15 protein-coding genes are annotated in these 14,315 nt (G+C 46.8%); all 15 read right to left on the reverse strand.

Going from position 1 to position 14,315, the window contains the following annotated elements; genetic code table 11:
- Nucleotides 1–42: 42 nt before the first annotated feature.
- The 15 genes from ACR9Y8_RS03580 to traK all read right to left on the reverse strand — a co-directional run bounded on the left by ACR9Y8_RS03580 (nucleotide 43) and on the right by traK (nucleotide 14,301).
- Nucleotides 43–450: a hypothetical protein gene (locus ACR9Y8_RS03580; RefSeq protein WP_481211861.1), complete on the reverse strand. Its 408-nt coding sequence runs from the start codon at nucleotides 448–450 to the stop codon at nucleotides 43–45.
- Between the two features lie 77 nt (nucleotides 451–527).
- Nucleotides 528–1,298, reverse strand: a complete 771-nt coding sequence (locus tag ACR9Y8_RS03585; RefSeq protein ID WP_481211862.1) for a class II glutamine amidotransferase — start codon at nucleotides 1,296–1,298, stop codon at nucleotides 528–530.
- Nucleotides 1,280–2,518, reverse strand: a complete 1,239-nt coding sequence (locus tag ACR9Y8_RS03590) for a hypothetical protein (RefSeq protein ID WP_481211863.1) — start codon at nucleotides 2,516–2,518, stop codon at nucleotides 1,280–1,282. The genes ACR9Y8_RS03585 and ACR9Y8_RS03590 overlap by 19 nt, the downstream gene beginning before the upstream one ends.
- An 870-nt stretch (nucleotides 2,519–3,388) precedes the next feature.
- A complete protein-coding gene (locus tag ACR9Y8_RS03595) occupies nucleotides 3,389–3,814 on the reverse strand; it encodes a hypothetical protein (RefSeq protein ID WP_481211864.1) in 426 nt (141 codons plus the stop codon).
- Nucleotides 3,815–3,849: 35 nt separating this feature from the next.
- Nucleotides 3,850–4,413 carry a hypothetical protein gene (locus ACR9Y8_RS03600; RefSeq protein ID WP_481211865.1) on the reverse strand — a complete coding sequence of 188 codons (564 nt, stop codon included), beginning with the start codon at nucleotides 4,411–4,413 and terminating at the stop codon, nucleotides 3,850–3,852.
- 237 nt (nucleotides 4,414–4,650) lie between these two features.
- On the reverse strand, nucleotides 4,651–6,492 hold the full coding sequence (locus tag ACR9Y8_RS03605) for a ParB/RepB/Spo0J family partition protein (RefSeq protein WP_481211866.1): 1,842 nt from the start codon (nucleotides 6,490–6,492) through the stop codon (nucleotides 4,651–4,653).
- 61 nt (nucleotides 6,493–6,553) lie between these two features.
- Complete coding sequence (locus ACR9Y8_RS03610) at nucleotides 6,554–6,931, reverse strand: hypothetical protein (protein ID WP_481211867.1); 378 nt, start codon at nucleotides 6,929–6,931, stop codon at nucleotides 6,554–6,556.
- Between the two features lie 57 nt (nucleotides 6,932–6,988).
- The gene (locus tag ACR9Y8_RS03615) at nucleotides 6,989–7,525 is read right to left on the reverse strand and encodes a hypothetical protein (RefSeq protein ID WP_481211868.1); all 537 of its coding nucleotides are present in this window, start codon (nucleotides 7,523–7,525) and stop codon (nucleotides 6,989–6,991) included.
- 532 nt (nucleotides 7,526–8,057) lie between these two features.
- Nucleotides 8,058–8,723, reverse strand: a complete 666-nt coding sequence (locus tag ACR9Y8_RS03620; RefSeq protein WP_481211869.1) for a hypothetical protein — start codon at nucleotides 8,721–8,723, stop codon at nucleotides 8,058–8,060.
- 55 nt (nucleotides 8,724–8,778) lie between these two features.
- Entirely contained in the window at nucleotides 8,779–9,690 is a 912-nt protein-coding gene (locus ACR9Y8_RS03625) for a hypothetical protein (RefSeq protein WP_481211870.1), read from the reverse strand.
- A gap of 33 nt (nucleotides 9,691–9,723) precedes the next feature.
- On the reverse strand, nucleotides 9,724–10,827 hold the full coding sequence (locus ACR9Y8_RS03630; RefSeq protein ID WP_481211871.1) for a hypothetical protein: 1,104 nt from the start codon (nucleotides 10,825–10,827) through the stop codon (nucleotides 9,724–9,726).
- Nucleotides 10,828–10,857: 30 nt separating this feature from the next.
- Nucleotides 10,858–11,721, reverse strand: a complete 864-nt coding sequence (gene traN, locus ACR9Y8_RS03635) for a conjugative transposon protein TraN (RefSeq protein WP_481211872.1) — start codon at nucleotides 11,719–11,721, stop codon at nucleotides 10,858–10,860.
- Nucleotides 11,722–11,748: 27 nt separating this feature from the next.
- The gene (gene traM, locus ACR9Y8_RS03640) at nucleotides 11,749–13,038 is read right to left on the reverse strand and encodes a conjugative transposon protein TraM (protein ID WP_481211873.1); all 1,290 of its coding nucleotides are present in this window, start codon (nucleotides 13,036–13,038) and stop codon (nucleotides 11,749–11,751) included.
- Between the two features lie 125 nt (nucleotides 13,039–13,163).
- Nucleotides 13,164–13,640: a hypothetical protein gene (locus ACR9Y8_RS03645; protein WP_481211874.1), complete on the reverse strand. Its 477-nt coding sequence runs from the start codon at nucleotides 13,638–13,640 to the stop codon at nucleotides 13,164–13,166.
- A gap of 37 nt (nucleotides 13,641–13,677) precedes the next feature.
- Entirely contained in the window at nucleotides 13,678–14,301 is a 624-nt protein-coding gene (traK, locus tag ACR9Y8_RS03650) for a conjugative transposon protein TraK (protein WP_481211875.1), read from the reverse strand.
- Nucleotides 14,302–14,315: the final 14 nt, after the last annotated feature.

Below are 14,315 nucleotides of genomic sequence, written 5' to 3' on the forward strand. Positions count from 1 at the left end.
CCCCTTCCCGGCAGGGGTTTCAAACAATGTGAAGTATCATCGCTAACCTTTCTTGCTTTTCATACGTTCTTTAAGCACCTTACGCCTTCTTTCATAAAGACGCAGTTGCAGATCACTAAGCAAAGAGGATAGCCAGTCATTCAACTCCCTGGGCGCTTTTACTTCGTCCCAATGGTCCTCGCCAAACCAGCTCTCCAAGGTTGTACAACTAACATGCGTGTAAATGTCAACCCAATCACTGTCCATAGGAGCTTCCAGGGTGCGCGTATAAAGATACACAACACATTCAGGGTAAGTGGCAATTTGCTCACCTTTTAGTAGCGCTATCAATCTGGCTTGCTGTATAACGTTTAGAATTCTCCTTGGAATGGTATCTTCCCAATGCGGACTAAAGGTAATAATGGGCGCCTGCAGTGCGTCAATAATATCAAAAGCATAGTCTTTCATCATCTGTTAATTAAAAAGGGAGCCGGTCAGCTCCCCTGGTTAAGAATTCTTGTTTCAGGTCGATGAACAGGTATTGACACCTACCTCATGCCGAGGCCCTCGTCCTGGCGGAGGTAATCATAACAGTCCTGGCAGAACGGGGCTTGCCATTGCTCATCATAAATCATCTCACTAATATTGAAGATGTGCCCGCAGCACTCACAGTTCAACATTTCGTCCAGGTCATCGTCCTCCTCTTGAAAGCTGCTACGATATTGAGGACTATAGCGGTATGTTGAATTATTACGGTACTGTTGACAGCTGTGTGTTGTCTCCAGTGTGTACGAGTTGTTAGAAAACCAGTTGCGATGCTCATCGTCCCACTCACCCATGTGTTCATTGATGATATCGTAGACACCATACCTGTTTAGAAACACCAACCGCGAACGCTCTATAAATTCGCTTATGAGCCGCCTAATACCAATATTGTAGAGGAAATTTTCCGGAAGCTTTGAGAGCACCTGGTCGATAAATATCCTGGTGTCGGAAATTGCAGCCGTTGCTTTGACGTTATCTATAATGCCATTATGAGCCATTACCAGGCCGGGAAACACCTCGAATGGATGACAGTTGTCTTCATCAACAAAACCAGATGTCGCAATCCTGAAATGAATGATCATTGGCAAATCGTTGTATTTTCGAATAGAAGTATACTCGCGATACATGGCTTCAACGGAGTGCATTTCCTTCAAGATGCAAACCTCGCTATTGTCAACGTAGGCAAGACCGCCTCCGTCGGGGTTATTCTTCCAACACGCATGAAAGGTTGCCTGGTCAATAGTTCCGTAAGTATTTACGATTGCAATACACATGGCTTTTGGTTTTTAAGGTGAGTAAGTAGTTTTTCAATGGCCTTCTCCTTCAGTAGGTCGGTGTTGAAGTATTGTTTTGCTACACCGATCACTCTATTAAGTAGTATCAGTTCTTTACCGTAGTATCGTTGGCAGACCAGTTGGGAAAGGTCGCTTTTGCCATCGAAGGCAGCCAGGGTTGCAGATTGGATATTTTTATATTCATGCAGGATCATTAACCTGCAAAAGTTCAGTCTGAATACCAGGGCACTGATATTATACACTTTTGCCGGAAACCTCAGCTCGATGCGGTTATACCAGATCTTTACAGCCTGATGCTTTTCATCGTCTCCTTTTAAGTTAAGCTCCGCCTTTCCCCTGCAGTAATCTGTTTCCAGTCTTTTGGGGTACATGGCCATAAATAGCGGCAGATAAGGCCTGCAATAATCAAAAAGTTGCCATCCTGTTTTAGGCGGCAATGAGAGATGGATATGGCCGCCCGCGTGGGGATGATTGTTTGCATTGATCGCTTCTTGGATTTCAGGGAGCCAATCGTTTTCGATTCTGTTGGAGAATAATGGGTAGATAGGTGTCTTGAGTTCCCAGTCAACGGAGCCGTCTTTTTCCATAACGCAACCGGTTTGGTTATAAAGTTCTTCCTTATTGCCGTAGCCACAGAACTCGGGGTCATCGGCCTTTTCGATTTCAAATCCGATACCAGGGCTATTGCTATTTTCCCGGTAATCAGGAGGGCAAGGGCCGTCATGATAGCCCCAAACTTCACCATCATCATCATCATCATCGTCATCATCCCTCTCGCGTTCATAATGATATGCATCATCGGATTCCCAGTAATAAACATCGTCAATGTGGGCAACACTGTCCTCTACAGTGATAACCAGGTCATGCGCGCGTAAGCCTTCTAATGTATAATAGCGACTGTTATACTCGTAGTATTGGTCGCTGTAACGCTCATGGGTGTTGAAGTCATCGTCTCGGGCCGTATACACCCGGATGGCCTCGTCCTCTAATATGTACTCATTATATTTTTCATCAAACACAAAGCATTCTGAGTCTTCCTCTTCGTGATAATAATCATCATCGACTAGAACGCAGTCGCGACTTAAGCTTAAATACTGTGTAGCTGTCTTTACGACTTCTTCCTTATACTCATGCCAGTTTTCAGGCAGGTAGCCATATTCAATACTTTGCCTTACGAGGGCCAACAATTCCTTTTTCATAAAATAGATTTTGAGATTAGAAGTGAGGTTGAGGTAATGCTGCGTTTCGGCTTGCTATAGCCATCATCAGTACCGGAGCATTACCGGCAGACGCCGTTTTTACTCAGGTAGCGAACAATTGGGACATGTCAACCAATCCGCTGTCTCCGATGCTGAGCACTTACTAAGCTATTTGCTGTTCAGGTAGTCCATTCGCTCCTGGTCTGCCACTGGAATAACTCGACTACTTAGCTATCCGTCATTGTGGGCGTGTAAAGAGGCTCCTGGCCTATCTTTTCAAACCGCAGCGAATGCACACATACTCAGCCTCGCAGAGAAATAGTTTGGGGCAAAAAAATACACCGACGCGCCGGCAGCTTTTTAGCATGTCCGGCATAAGCGGCGGTGGAGATTTTTTTGCCCCAACCGAAGGCAAGCCTGTCGCAGCTTTGCGCGGCGCAGACTATTTTATCGGGAGGTGAGTATGTAAATTCGCGAGAGTGTTTGAAAAAGTATGGCCAGGGGCGGCCCGCGCCCAGAGTGATAGATAGCTATGCGAGGTTAGCCCACTTGTGCAGAGCAGGGGTAAAGGATACCGAACGCGGGCGTAAGTGCCACATCGCAGACAGCAGGATGGTGCTGTCGCATGAAACTGCTAGCCGGAGTTAAAACGGTGTGTCGATAATCGGAGAATTTCTATTATGAAGTAGATTCGGGTAAGGGCAGGTACGTTTATAAAAGACTGGACGTAACATCGTCGCGGTGCGGCAGTAATGTAAAAGCGAGGTATCTGCGATGTATTGGAGAGCCATCGCGGTTTATATTTGAGCGTATTGGGAAAGCAGCTGCTTCCAAGGTTACAGTAGGGACGAGTAGTAAATACACCGTTACTTACTTGTCGTTTATTTTCTTGTATGGATTTTGTTTGCTTTGGCCAAGAAAGAGCATTCCCTCTTTGGTATCAAGATAAATGGGCGGGTATGTACCTGCCTCGCTGCTGAGCGCCTGCAGCGCTGGGTTAAACTTTGTCAGGTACGGCGATCTTTGGCGATCGGTTGAGTGCACTTGCTGCACCCATCCCTTTAAGTCATAATCATTGTTGCGCCACTTCTTTTCCGTTACTCTATAACCCTCCCCATCAGGCGTTATGAAGAAGGTATTGCAAATGGTACTTGTACCTAAAACTTTTCCGGTTTGGATATTGGTTTGCTCAAAGGAGTACCGACGTGTGTATGCGCCTGTAATCATGTCGTTTGGGTTACTGTCATTACAGGACAGCGCAAGTAGTAATGAGTAAACAAGCAATGTTCTTTTCATTTTGGTAGTGCTTAGGTTTTAAAGTAATAGCGGTATCAAAATGATCTTCCTACGGCATAAGCCCATTTGAACAACCAAGGGGCGGAGTCACTGGTCAAACTATACTTAAAGTAGATATAGGTGCCACATAGGATCGCTACTGCCCAGGTCAGGGCGTTACCACTGTGAAGATGAAGCACCCCACCTACAACCCTTTCAATGGCCAGTATCGGCACTACAGTAGTTGCCCCAAAGCAAATGATAAAAGCTGCGAGCCATAGAACACTATTCCTTTCCTTTAGGGAGATTAGTAGGCCTTTAAGCAGGAAGATAACGCTGGCGGTGATAAGTGCACCTGCAGCAAGGGAAATAGCTTGGGCTATATCGCCGTTGACTGTTGGGAGTTTAAAGGTCTTCATCATCCAGTAGCTAATAACAATAGGCCCGCTGCAAAGGATCAACAGATTGATTAGCCGTAGTGCCAACAAGAACACTATGCCGAGCAGTGAGCCGGAAGCGCCAACAACATCATCTGCGGCTTTGCCCATGGCACGGTCAACCTTTGCCTGGCTTCTGCCGGCGTAGTATCCCTCATCATATCCTAATTCATATTGCTGCATTGTAAACACATTTATCGGTTAGAAAATTTGCATCAACAACTGTAATAAATATACTAAATAGTTGCCTTCCGGCCTTTAAGAAAGCGCAAAATTTATAAACATTAAAAAATCACAATTGTAAGGTGCAGTAACCAACTGATAATGGCTGTCGGTTGCAGCATTTCTCACCATTGGATAGACGCAATCCACCTAAATATAATCTAGAAAAAAAGGCCGCTTCGGCGGCCTTTTTTTGAGCTATACCACAAGCTCTTTTAGGGTTGCCTGCTGCAGGCGTTTTATTTTTTTATCTAAGTCTTTTATGCGCAGCTGCTGCTTTGCCTGCCTTTCATCTGCCTTATCCTGTTGATCATTCTCTATGGCTGTAACGGGTACACCGCAGCTTTCGGCAATCTTGTACAGGCAATGCCCTGTAAAATGCGAAGGCTGCTTGCTTTCACCCTTACCTGTTATCGCCATCCGGATAAGGTAGCTAAACTGCCCCTCTGTCATTTGAGAAAGTTGCCTGTAAAAGCTCTCATTGCCCTGCCACTCGTCTACCTGTTCATTTTTGAATAGTACCTCCCTAACTGCACGACGGTTATGGTAGTCCAAGGATTCGTAGACCAATAGGCGCGCAGCAACCATATCAGCATCCGTGAGCACCATCTTGGCAGGCTCTTCACTTACCAAGCTACAAAGGTTACTGTGTATGGCTGCCTGTACCTTGTCTTTATCCAGCTGTTGATAGCGGTCTTCACGCTCCTGAATCCGGCGCTTCTCAGCTTCCAGCAACTCAGGTGTCGCTGTCCCGGCTTTTATGGCTTCCTGAACCGCTTTGGCAGTGACTTTGACCGCCTGCCGCCTTTGCTCTTTTGGATGGGGATCAAAAAGCAGACATTCAATGCTATCACCGCAAAGTTTTAACCCTGTTAAAAGTGAACCATCTTGCAGCTTTTGCTGGTAGGCCTCCAAATCCTTTTCGTATTCCAGTACTGCCTGCTCGTATCCGGCTTCATCCTGCATTTCGTTATCTTCTCCATCATACTCCAGGTAATCCTCTTCGTCCGGTGGCTCGGGTGCGCGTATAATCTGCACTTCCCACTGGTTATAGGTAGGTAGCTGCTGTAACTCAGGAATAACACCTATGATCTGCTGCAAACGTTCAGGGAGTGTTCCCTGATATAATATTGCACCCGGCTGGCTTTCGGCTACGGCTTCCCTTACCAGTGTCAGCAAATAAGCATTGCACTTTCTGTTATAGCAGGTTTTGTTGGTACAGGTGGCTTCCTTGGCATATTCCGCGAAAAGGGATTTTAAGGTCGCCGTATTGAAGGGACAGCTGGTACATGCCCCCGCTTCAGCAACAAGCATTTTGTCTTTGACGTTGAATGGTGCTCTTTTCAGATCATACCTGTAGCGGGAAAGCAGGTAGTTAAAGTTGTAGAGTTCAAAGCCATCCTGCTGCCAGTTCTTACACTCCACCTCAAAAACTTCCTGCTGCGAATCGGTGTCTAGTGCTGCGAGGGCTACAGCTTGGGAAAGAGATATTTTAGCTGCAAGCAAAACCTCCTGTAAAGGCTCTATAAGGCTGGCCAGTTTTAGCCTGCTGTGGATAAATTGTTTTGACTTACCCAGGCGCAGGGCTACATCATCAAGTGATTTATAACTGCCCATAATCCTTGCAATGGCCTTTGCTTCATACAGCGGGTGTGCATCTTCCCTTTGCATATTTTCCACCAGCTGTAACTCAATAACCTGTTCATCGGTAAGCTCACGGATAACGGCTGGAACATGGCTGATCTTTGCCAGCAGTGCTGCACGAAGTCTGCGTTCTCCAAAAACGAGTTCATAGCCGCCTGCTACAGGGCGAACCATTAAGGCAGATAAGATACCATGCAGCTTTACATCTTCTGCCAGTTGTTCCAGTGCCACCTCGTCAAAGTGGCGGCGGTGGTTTAAGGGACTAAATGCTATTTCTGCGACTGCTATAAGAACAGGGCTTATCATCTGTTGCTCAGCTGCAGGGGCAATTCTACGGGTTTTTCTGCTGCCAGTAGCTGTTTTCGGGGCAGGCTTTACTTTTATATTGCGTTTCATCATCTATGGTTTTTGTGGAGTGATAAAAAGGTGAAGGAAGCAGGCTATTGCCTGCTCCGGGTTAGAGGTTAAAGAGTATGGCTACCATTTGGGCAAACCTTTCGTTGGGATGTTTTTTTGTTTTGGTAAATTGCTCTAAGCAATAGGCCATAAAAAACGCACGATAACCCAAGAAAAGTTGTTCAGCAAAAAGGCGGCTACTGGTATGTAACGCATCGCCGTACTTAAGGATGTTTGCTTTAACTGATTCAGCCAGTTGCAGCAACATGGAAAAAGATATGGTGGTATGCTCCCAACGCTTTACGATCATTTCTTTTTCCTCCGGTACGGTTTCACACATACTCAGGGTAAATTCAACGAGTGCCGGTATCTCTGCGGGAAACAGCTGATGCAGTAGCCGCGCCCGTTCCATATTGTTTAAATTATCTAAAGGTTTCATGATCCTAATTGTTTAATTGTGAATGAAAATGAAGGCCGCTGCCGGAAAGATCATTGGTTAATACTCAAGGTTTTTTAGTTGCTGGTCTGTTGCTTTTAAAAGCCGTTCTATATGGGCTTTAAACTCACCCCGTTTGATTAGGACGCTAAAGGTGATGCTTTCAAAAGCAAAGTCGTTTCGTATGGCCAGCCATTCGTCTCCGGAGTTTATCTGGTTGATAAAACAGAGGTTACTGTAGTAAAATCCCTGACCCAAACACCAATTGTCTTGTTTCAGGAAGGATTCTAACTGATCTAACGAATCGCACTTTTTCAGCATTTCTATGTCAAAGGGTGGATCATCGGCCCACCGAATCCACGGGTTTTTACTGCCTATCTTTACCCATATATCCAAAAGCTGCTCTTCGGAGAATTTATGTTGCATCGTGATAGAAATTTGGAAGTTTAGATGATCATAAGTGCTGCTTAATATTGATTGCTGTATTTTACTTTTAGAGCCTGCGGCTGGGGGTGGTAAGGCAGAATGCCGGAAGCCATCCAACCGCCTGTAACTGGTGTTTGTGCCCGCTTGGAGACTGCTCGAGATGATTTTCATAATCATTGGTTTTAGTGAACAATTTTTTTAATCATGTCGGCTTCGCCTCATTCGGCTCGCCGATAGGCAGTCAAAAAGCAGCGTGGGTGCGAATCCAAATTTTGCAGAAAAAAATACACGCAAGCGAAGCGCAGGGTGGAGATTTTTTTCCAGCAAACTCGCCCTTGATTTGGATTCGCCAAGGGGGTTTATCTTTGACGGCCGGCGAGCCGAAAGGATCTTATCGGGAAAAGAAGTGTAAGGGATAAAGTAATCAGTAATGATAGCACTTGCTAGAGGATGTTGCACAGAAGGAAGTCAGTGCCTGCTTAACTGAGGTAATTGGTGAAGATGGCAATCGCTACGATAAAGCGTGAGGGATAGTAGCGGTAAGCCCGCAGCGCGAAGCAAGCGAGGACTTGGAGCGGATAGCCCGCCCCCTTGCTGTGCTTGGGGGCACGCCCTGGAAAATTATTAAAATGGATCACTAATAAAAAAAGAACAGCACAAATGGTACTGTTCTTTTTTTGTTCGGCTTCGCTGTCCCCGCTCACTATGCTGAACTTAACGCTGCTTCGTAGTTCCTGATCTCCTTGATAATATCGCCAAGTATCTCCGACCGGTAAGTAACACCGTTTTTCATTTCCATTTCTACCTGCAGTCGGAATAGCTTTTCTGCAACGGTTTGCAGCTCGCTTTTAATCTCTTCCATCCTTTGCCCGGCAATACCGATATTAATGCCGTCAATGTAAGGTCTTTGTTTGAGCGCAGAAGCTTCCAGGGCATAATGGATGGTAGTGGCTTCTTCCCTGACCAACCTAAAACCAGTGGCACGGGCAATTTGGCTGTGAAATTGAAAACTGCGTCCGGCAAGTTCGGTAGTACTCAACACAAGGCGCTGGATAGCCTTGCGTTGGAAAAGATGCGGCAGGATAGCGTTAAGCAAACTCTCTACAATAAGATCCGTAGAGCGGTAACCCTTCGATGAGTAAAACAGCAAAGATGTTTCCATATCCTGAACGCCTGCTACATAACCATGACCATTATCCTGGATCAGGTATAGGGTATAAGGTGTTGGCGCCACCATATGTCCGGGTGGCAGATGCGGCCAAACTTTGGCCAGGTATACAGAGCCCGTAAGTGGCCGCGTAACGAGTGTTAGGGTCTGACGGGGAAGATTGGCTTCCTGAAGGACTTTTTTAATGAATGATTCTGTCATGGGAGATGGGCTGTTTGATTAAAATGGTGATGACATAATAATATTCAAATACAGCCTACGGCTTGAGTCCTTCGCCGACACTCTTTTCTGGTGCACGTTCCCTTTGCTGGCCTCTTCTACCGTTACCGGTTCGTTGCTGGTCCTGTTTTTTTTTATCATTATCCGCAGCCTGGGTTGCTGTAGTATTATTTTGCTGTTGCTGCCCGTTATCCTGGGACTGCTTTACAGAGTTATCTTCAGCTGGTACAATCTTTTGAAGCTTACCTTCTGATACCTGGTATTTTATAATTTGCCCGCTTTCCATATCAAAGCGCAGAAAGCGTGGTTCGAGTTTGTTATCCACTTTTTCCGGCACCTCATGGTAGTTGCCCCGTTGAAGGGACGCGAGGATATTGCTCTCATGTTCGCTGTCCAGTACGTTTACGTCTTGTTTTCTCAATTCACTACGTAGAACTGGGCTATAGTTTTCATGCTTAATGTGTTCTTTGTAATTACCGTTGTCTTTCTTCTGGTCGAAGTTCAGCTTCTTCCATCCCTTATACTGTTCATTTTTGTAATTGACCCAGGTCTTGAATACGCTTCCGCCATCAAGGGCATTAGCGATTTCTTTTACGGTATAGGCCTTACCATAATCAGTGGACACAAACTGAGTAACCGGCTTTGCCCCAGGCTCCGGTTTTATCAGGGTGGCTTTAAAATTGGGAAAGTCGAAGATATCAGTATCCTTACGGCGCCTGAGGTTGGCTTCTATCTCCAGTCGGTTATAGGTGCTCAGGTCATCCTTTGTGGAGGTAGGGCGCCTGTGATGCGTTATATCTTTATCGAGGGTGATTTCTTTTTCGCCATTGGCGAGCGCCTTCGTTAATGCCCATTCCAGTTTTTCGTCCATCCGCTGGCCGAATCCCAGGTTACTGAATTGTTTTTTTAAGAACTGGAGATTTTGCTCCGGTGTGATGTTGTTACTCATGGTAAGTGTTTTTTAGTTTGTAATAAAAATGGTTTATAGTTTAGGGCCTCCCTTGGTCAGTTGCTGCTCTGGCAATCTTTCCCTTTGGAGCACCCGTCTGTCCAGCCTTTGGGCTTCGTTTTGTTTGTGCTCTATAAGACGCTGCAAGTCACCTTTTATCGGTTGGTGCTTGTTATCATAAAACTGAACGGACTTCGAGCGCGGATCAGCCTCTATATAGTAAGTATGCGTTTTACCGCCTACAGGCAGCTGGAAGGATTCACGGTTACCCTTTTGCAGGCCGGCCATTATGGTTTGCTGCTGCTCTGCCCTCAGGTGTTCGTTAAACTGCAACCAGGTGGGTACCGCTATATACAGATCAAAGCCATAGCCTGGCGGAAAGCGGTCCATTACATAATTTCCGTCCGGGCCCTTTTCTTTGAAGTTGAGTTGTACCCATTCTGAGGCTGTTTTCCCTTCCGCATTGACAAAGGATCGCTTAACGGCACGGCCACCGAGCAGGTTATAGGCTTCCTTGACATCAAATCCCTGTTGCTTATCCACGCGGAAAGTATAGCTACGGTCATTGGCTGGATTACCAAGATCCTTTAGCGTAGCTTCGTAATATGGGAACTGCATATTACCTTCCTTGTCGCGCCGGAACTGCAGCTTAAGGTCCATGCGTTCATTAGGCCCCGTACGGAAGCTTACGGGCGCTTTCAGGTCAACTACGCCACTGGAAAAATCAAGCTGTAGTTGCTCTACCGTTGAAGACAGACCCGTACGGCGCAGCGCCTGCCTCAGCGCACTGGTCTGTCCTTCCAGCCTTTGCTCATGCTCGCGCCTGAGCTTAGGCATCACTATTAACCGACTAACCAGGCGGGCAAGCTGCCTGGCCACCCAGTTAGGATAAAGTTGCTTTTCCAGGTTCTGCTTATCTAGTCTGAGCAGGTCCAGTTGTAGCTTATCTTGTAAGGTCATGGGTGGATCGAACTTTACTTCCAGACCGCTGTAGAAGTAGAGCTTATATTTCAGATAAGCAGGATTCTTTACCGAAGCCTCGCCCTGGCTTTGGATGCGGGCTGCTTCCTGTTGGTCCCATATAGCCCTTTGTTGTTGCAGCGTGCCGCCTTGATTATGGCCTGCCTTTGTTTCCATGTTAGGGTGGTTTAATACAGTAGTGATACACTAAGGAGTACTCAGGTAACGGGCACTGATAATATCCTTACCATCGGCCTTTAGCGTCAGGTGCCGGTCCCCGTTTTTTTCGAACAGCTGCATCACAAAGCTTTTCTTATCGGCTATGGTGAATTTATCGAAGGCCACTACCAAGGTCTCTCGGCCCTTTCCCGAAACTGTTGGCCCATGCTCGTAGTAAGCGCCTAATGGGTTGATCTCTTTTTCCTGCTGCGCGGTACGTTTGGCCCTTTTCTGGTCGCGGATATAAAAGCGCGAAAAGTCAATATCATAATCAATACGGGAACGGTTCTTTAAAGAGAAGCGGTAAAACAGTACATTGCCTGCCGAGTATATACCTTCCAGTTTCATCTTGACACTGCCGGCTTTTGTCTTGCGCTTATGCATAAAGGCCCTGTCACCAATGATCCTTTCTGCAACCCGGGCCAGCTGCTCATCATTAAGGCTCCGGTTTTCAAAACGTGCTACCGCCTCTTCTTTCTCTTCCTGCTTACGGAAATCAATAGGCTCATCAGGCGGGTTCTCGCAGAAGTGCACACGGAAAGGATATACCCTACCATCTGTTGTTACTACTGTTAGGTTGGTATTTTCAAAATGCTCCTTGTTGGCTTTCAGTTTCAAAATATTGGTAACGCCGGTTACCGGCTTTGCGATAATATCGGCCGATCCCCTGTCCACACCATCCCTGCTGATGGGGGCGGGAAAGATCAGGATGGTAGTTTTATAATAACCGGTGGCCAGTTCATAAGGTGCGATCAGCGCCTCAGGGTAGAGTTGCCGCTTAGGTTGTGCCAGTACAGATGATCCGGCACAGATCAAAACGGATAAGATAGCTGCAATCAAAAGTTGTTTCATGTGTTGTTGGGATTTATATATGAATAATTAGGAGTCGCGCCGGTTTTGGTCAGAGAGTAGTACCGGGTAGCCGGCGCGTACCGTTGCGCGAATGGTCTTAGCTTTGCGGGACAGTAAGGTCTTTGCTGTCTGTATGCCGGCGCTGGCCGCCTGGGCGCCAAGCGAAGGATCCATGCTATAGAGCTCCATGGATTGTATGGCCTGGACAAGCCCTTGCTTGGTGGCATCGCGCGTAATGGCACCTGGTATACGGATACCTTCGATGCCATCCATATCAAAGACAGATAAGCTTACAGGATACAGATTATCCAGGTAGCGGAGATATTTAACGCTTACCGTAAGGCGTTCCCCATCCAGGGAGCACACACCATACACGAAATTATCCTTGGGGATTAGCTGACCACCGATATAGATGTCTTCCAAAAGGCGCAGCTTGATCGTTGCCCCCGATTCCAATGTCTGGTTTTCATGCACTACCGCTGGTATAGCTTTATTTTGGTAGCGCTCCCCGACAACTGTATTGCCGCCTTCAAAAAAGTCGTTATGCGCTGATGGCCGGCGAAGGCTATCTGTGCCTCCCTCGGGTTGCAATAGATCAGCGCTGATTGCTGCAGGTTCTGTACTGACCGAAAATACCTGTCCCTTGTTTTGCTCGCTTTGCTGGCGCAGCTTTTCGCGGGCACGGCTGGGATGCTGTATATCCAGTATCTTTTCCAGCATGGAATTGATTTGGTTCATTTCGGGGTCAGTGCCACCGGGGGCGTTGCCACTTTGTAGTGAAGCCATCATTTGCTGTTGCTGGGCTTCCAGGGCTGCACTGTCGTTAGAAGCTGCCTGTCGCTCATGGGAAAGCTCTGGTTCCTGGGTAAGCTGACGCTGAAGGTCTGCCAGCTTAATGCGCGCCTTTTGTTCATTGGCATCCTCAAAGCTTAGCTCAGGAAGGTTTTTGGGATAATCACTGTTATAGCCTGGATAAGGGGATGAAACAGTGCCACTGGGAAAAGCCAGGCTGTTTCCCATCGTAGTATCGGTAGCACTATTATTATGGTATGGGTCAAGGCTGCGCTGTTCCTCCAGCTTCATGGAATCCCTTAGTGCCTGCTGGTATAGGCTGAGCTTATCACCAATACCGCTATTGACACGGGCATCAGGCACCTCGGTATTGAGGCCTTTGGCGCTTACCTGCACGCCTTCTGCAGCTGTACCCTTACCACCACCTAAAGCCCAAAAGAACAGGCATAGAAAGGGGATAGCCATAAGCGGTAGCAGTGTCATCATTTTTCTTTTCTGTAGGAATTTTTGTGTGTATGCTTTCATAACTAAGTTGTTTATAAAAAATATTGGGTTACCCTTGGCGATCATCGTTACGTTAAGGCGCGTATTCCAGGTAACAGGGACTTTGCTGTAGCAGGAAAAAATGCCGATGACAGAATTGAGCTTTCTTATTCATGGTTGCGGTTTGACAGTGGCTGGATAATGGCTTCAATGCTATCGATAAGACCAGGGCGCTCAGCGCGAAGCTTTTTATAAAGAAGCATACCGCTGCTGTCGCTGCGTAGGCTGTCCAGGTAGCTTCTATACTGCATGAGCTGGTAATAGGCTTTCTGGCGGGAACCATTGGAAGCCATGCTGGTATGATCCAGGCGTGGTACTTTCATTTTTCCGTCCATGATCATTTTGCGATTCTTTGCAGTGGGTTGAAATACCTGGTACAATGCGATACCGGAATTTGCACCCAGTAAAAGCAGGAAAAGTACCAGTGCCAGTTTTTTCTGGGTCGCGGTCCAGTTGCTGGTAGCGCGGTGCATAAAGGCAGCCCACCTAGTTTGCAAGCGCAGGATCCAGCCGGCGGCTTTAGCTGCTGCCTGTTCCCGCTCAGGCGTAAGGTGGTTTTGCTTTCTTTTAACCATGGAGATCATAGCGAAGTGTTTAAAGAGATGATACTATCGTCCTGCATCAGTTGCGGCTTTCTACTTTCAGGTCTTTATTTTCAAGTGTTAACCATCTTTCGATAAGGTACCCATGCGGGTTATGATCACTGGGCGAGAGCCCATCACGGATATAGCCTTCCGTAATTAAGCTGCGGGTAACTATGCTGGTAGCCCGGATAATTTTTTGCCTGCCATAGTAGCGGAAGTAATAAGGCTTTTGCTCGAGGTGTACCTGGATGCTGTCTTCTTCAATCCGCTGGCTGATATTGCCGCTGACGATACCCGAGTAATAGCCGTTCTCTTTCAGGTTATCATATTGCTTTTTAGCAGAGCCATCAGCCAGGTAGAGAGCCTTACCGATATTTCTTTGTATAACCTCATCATCGGGGTCAAGGGTAAAGAAGTGAAAATGGAACATGCGTACATGATCCCGTACTTCTACTGCTACGTAGTCCTGCCGGTTGGCAGAAGTGGCGTCCAGCAGCTTACCATTGGAGATCACATGAATGGTGCGCTCCCTTCGGCTCATCTCCTGCAAAAAAGCATAGGTGACATAGCAGGTGATAGCGACCTGAGCGATAATAAGCACAATAGAAAAGGTGCGGATGTACTTAAAGGCCTGGTCGATGTTTTTAAATTGTTTGAGCATGGCACAAATGGTTT

The organism is Chitinophaga sp. SVR4-12A, from assembly GCF_056754765.1.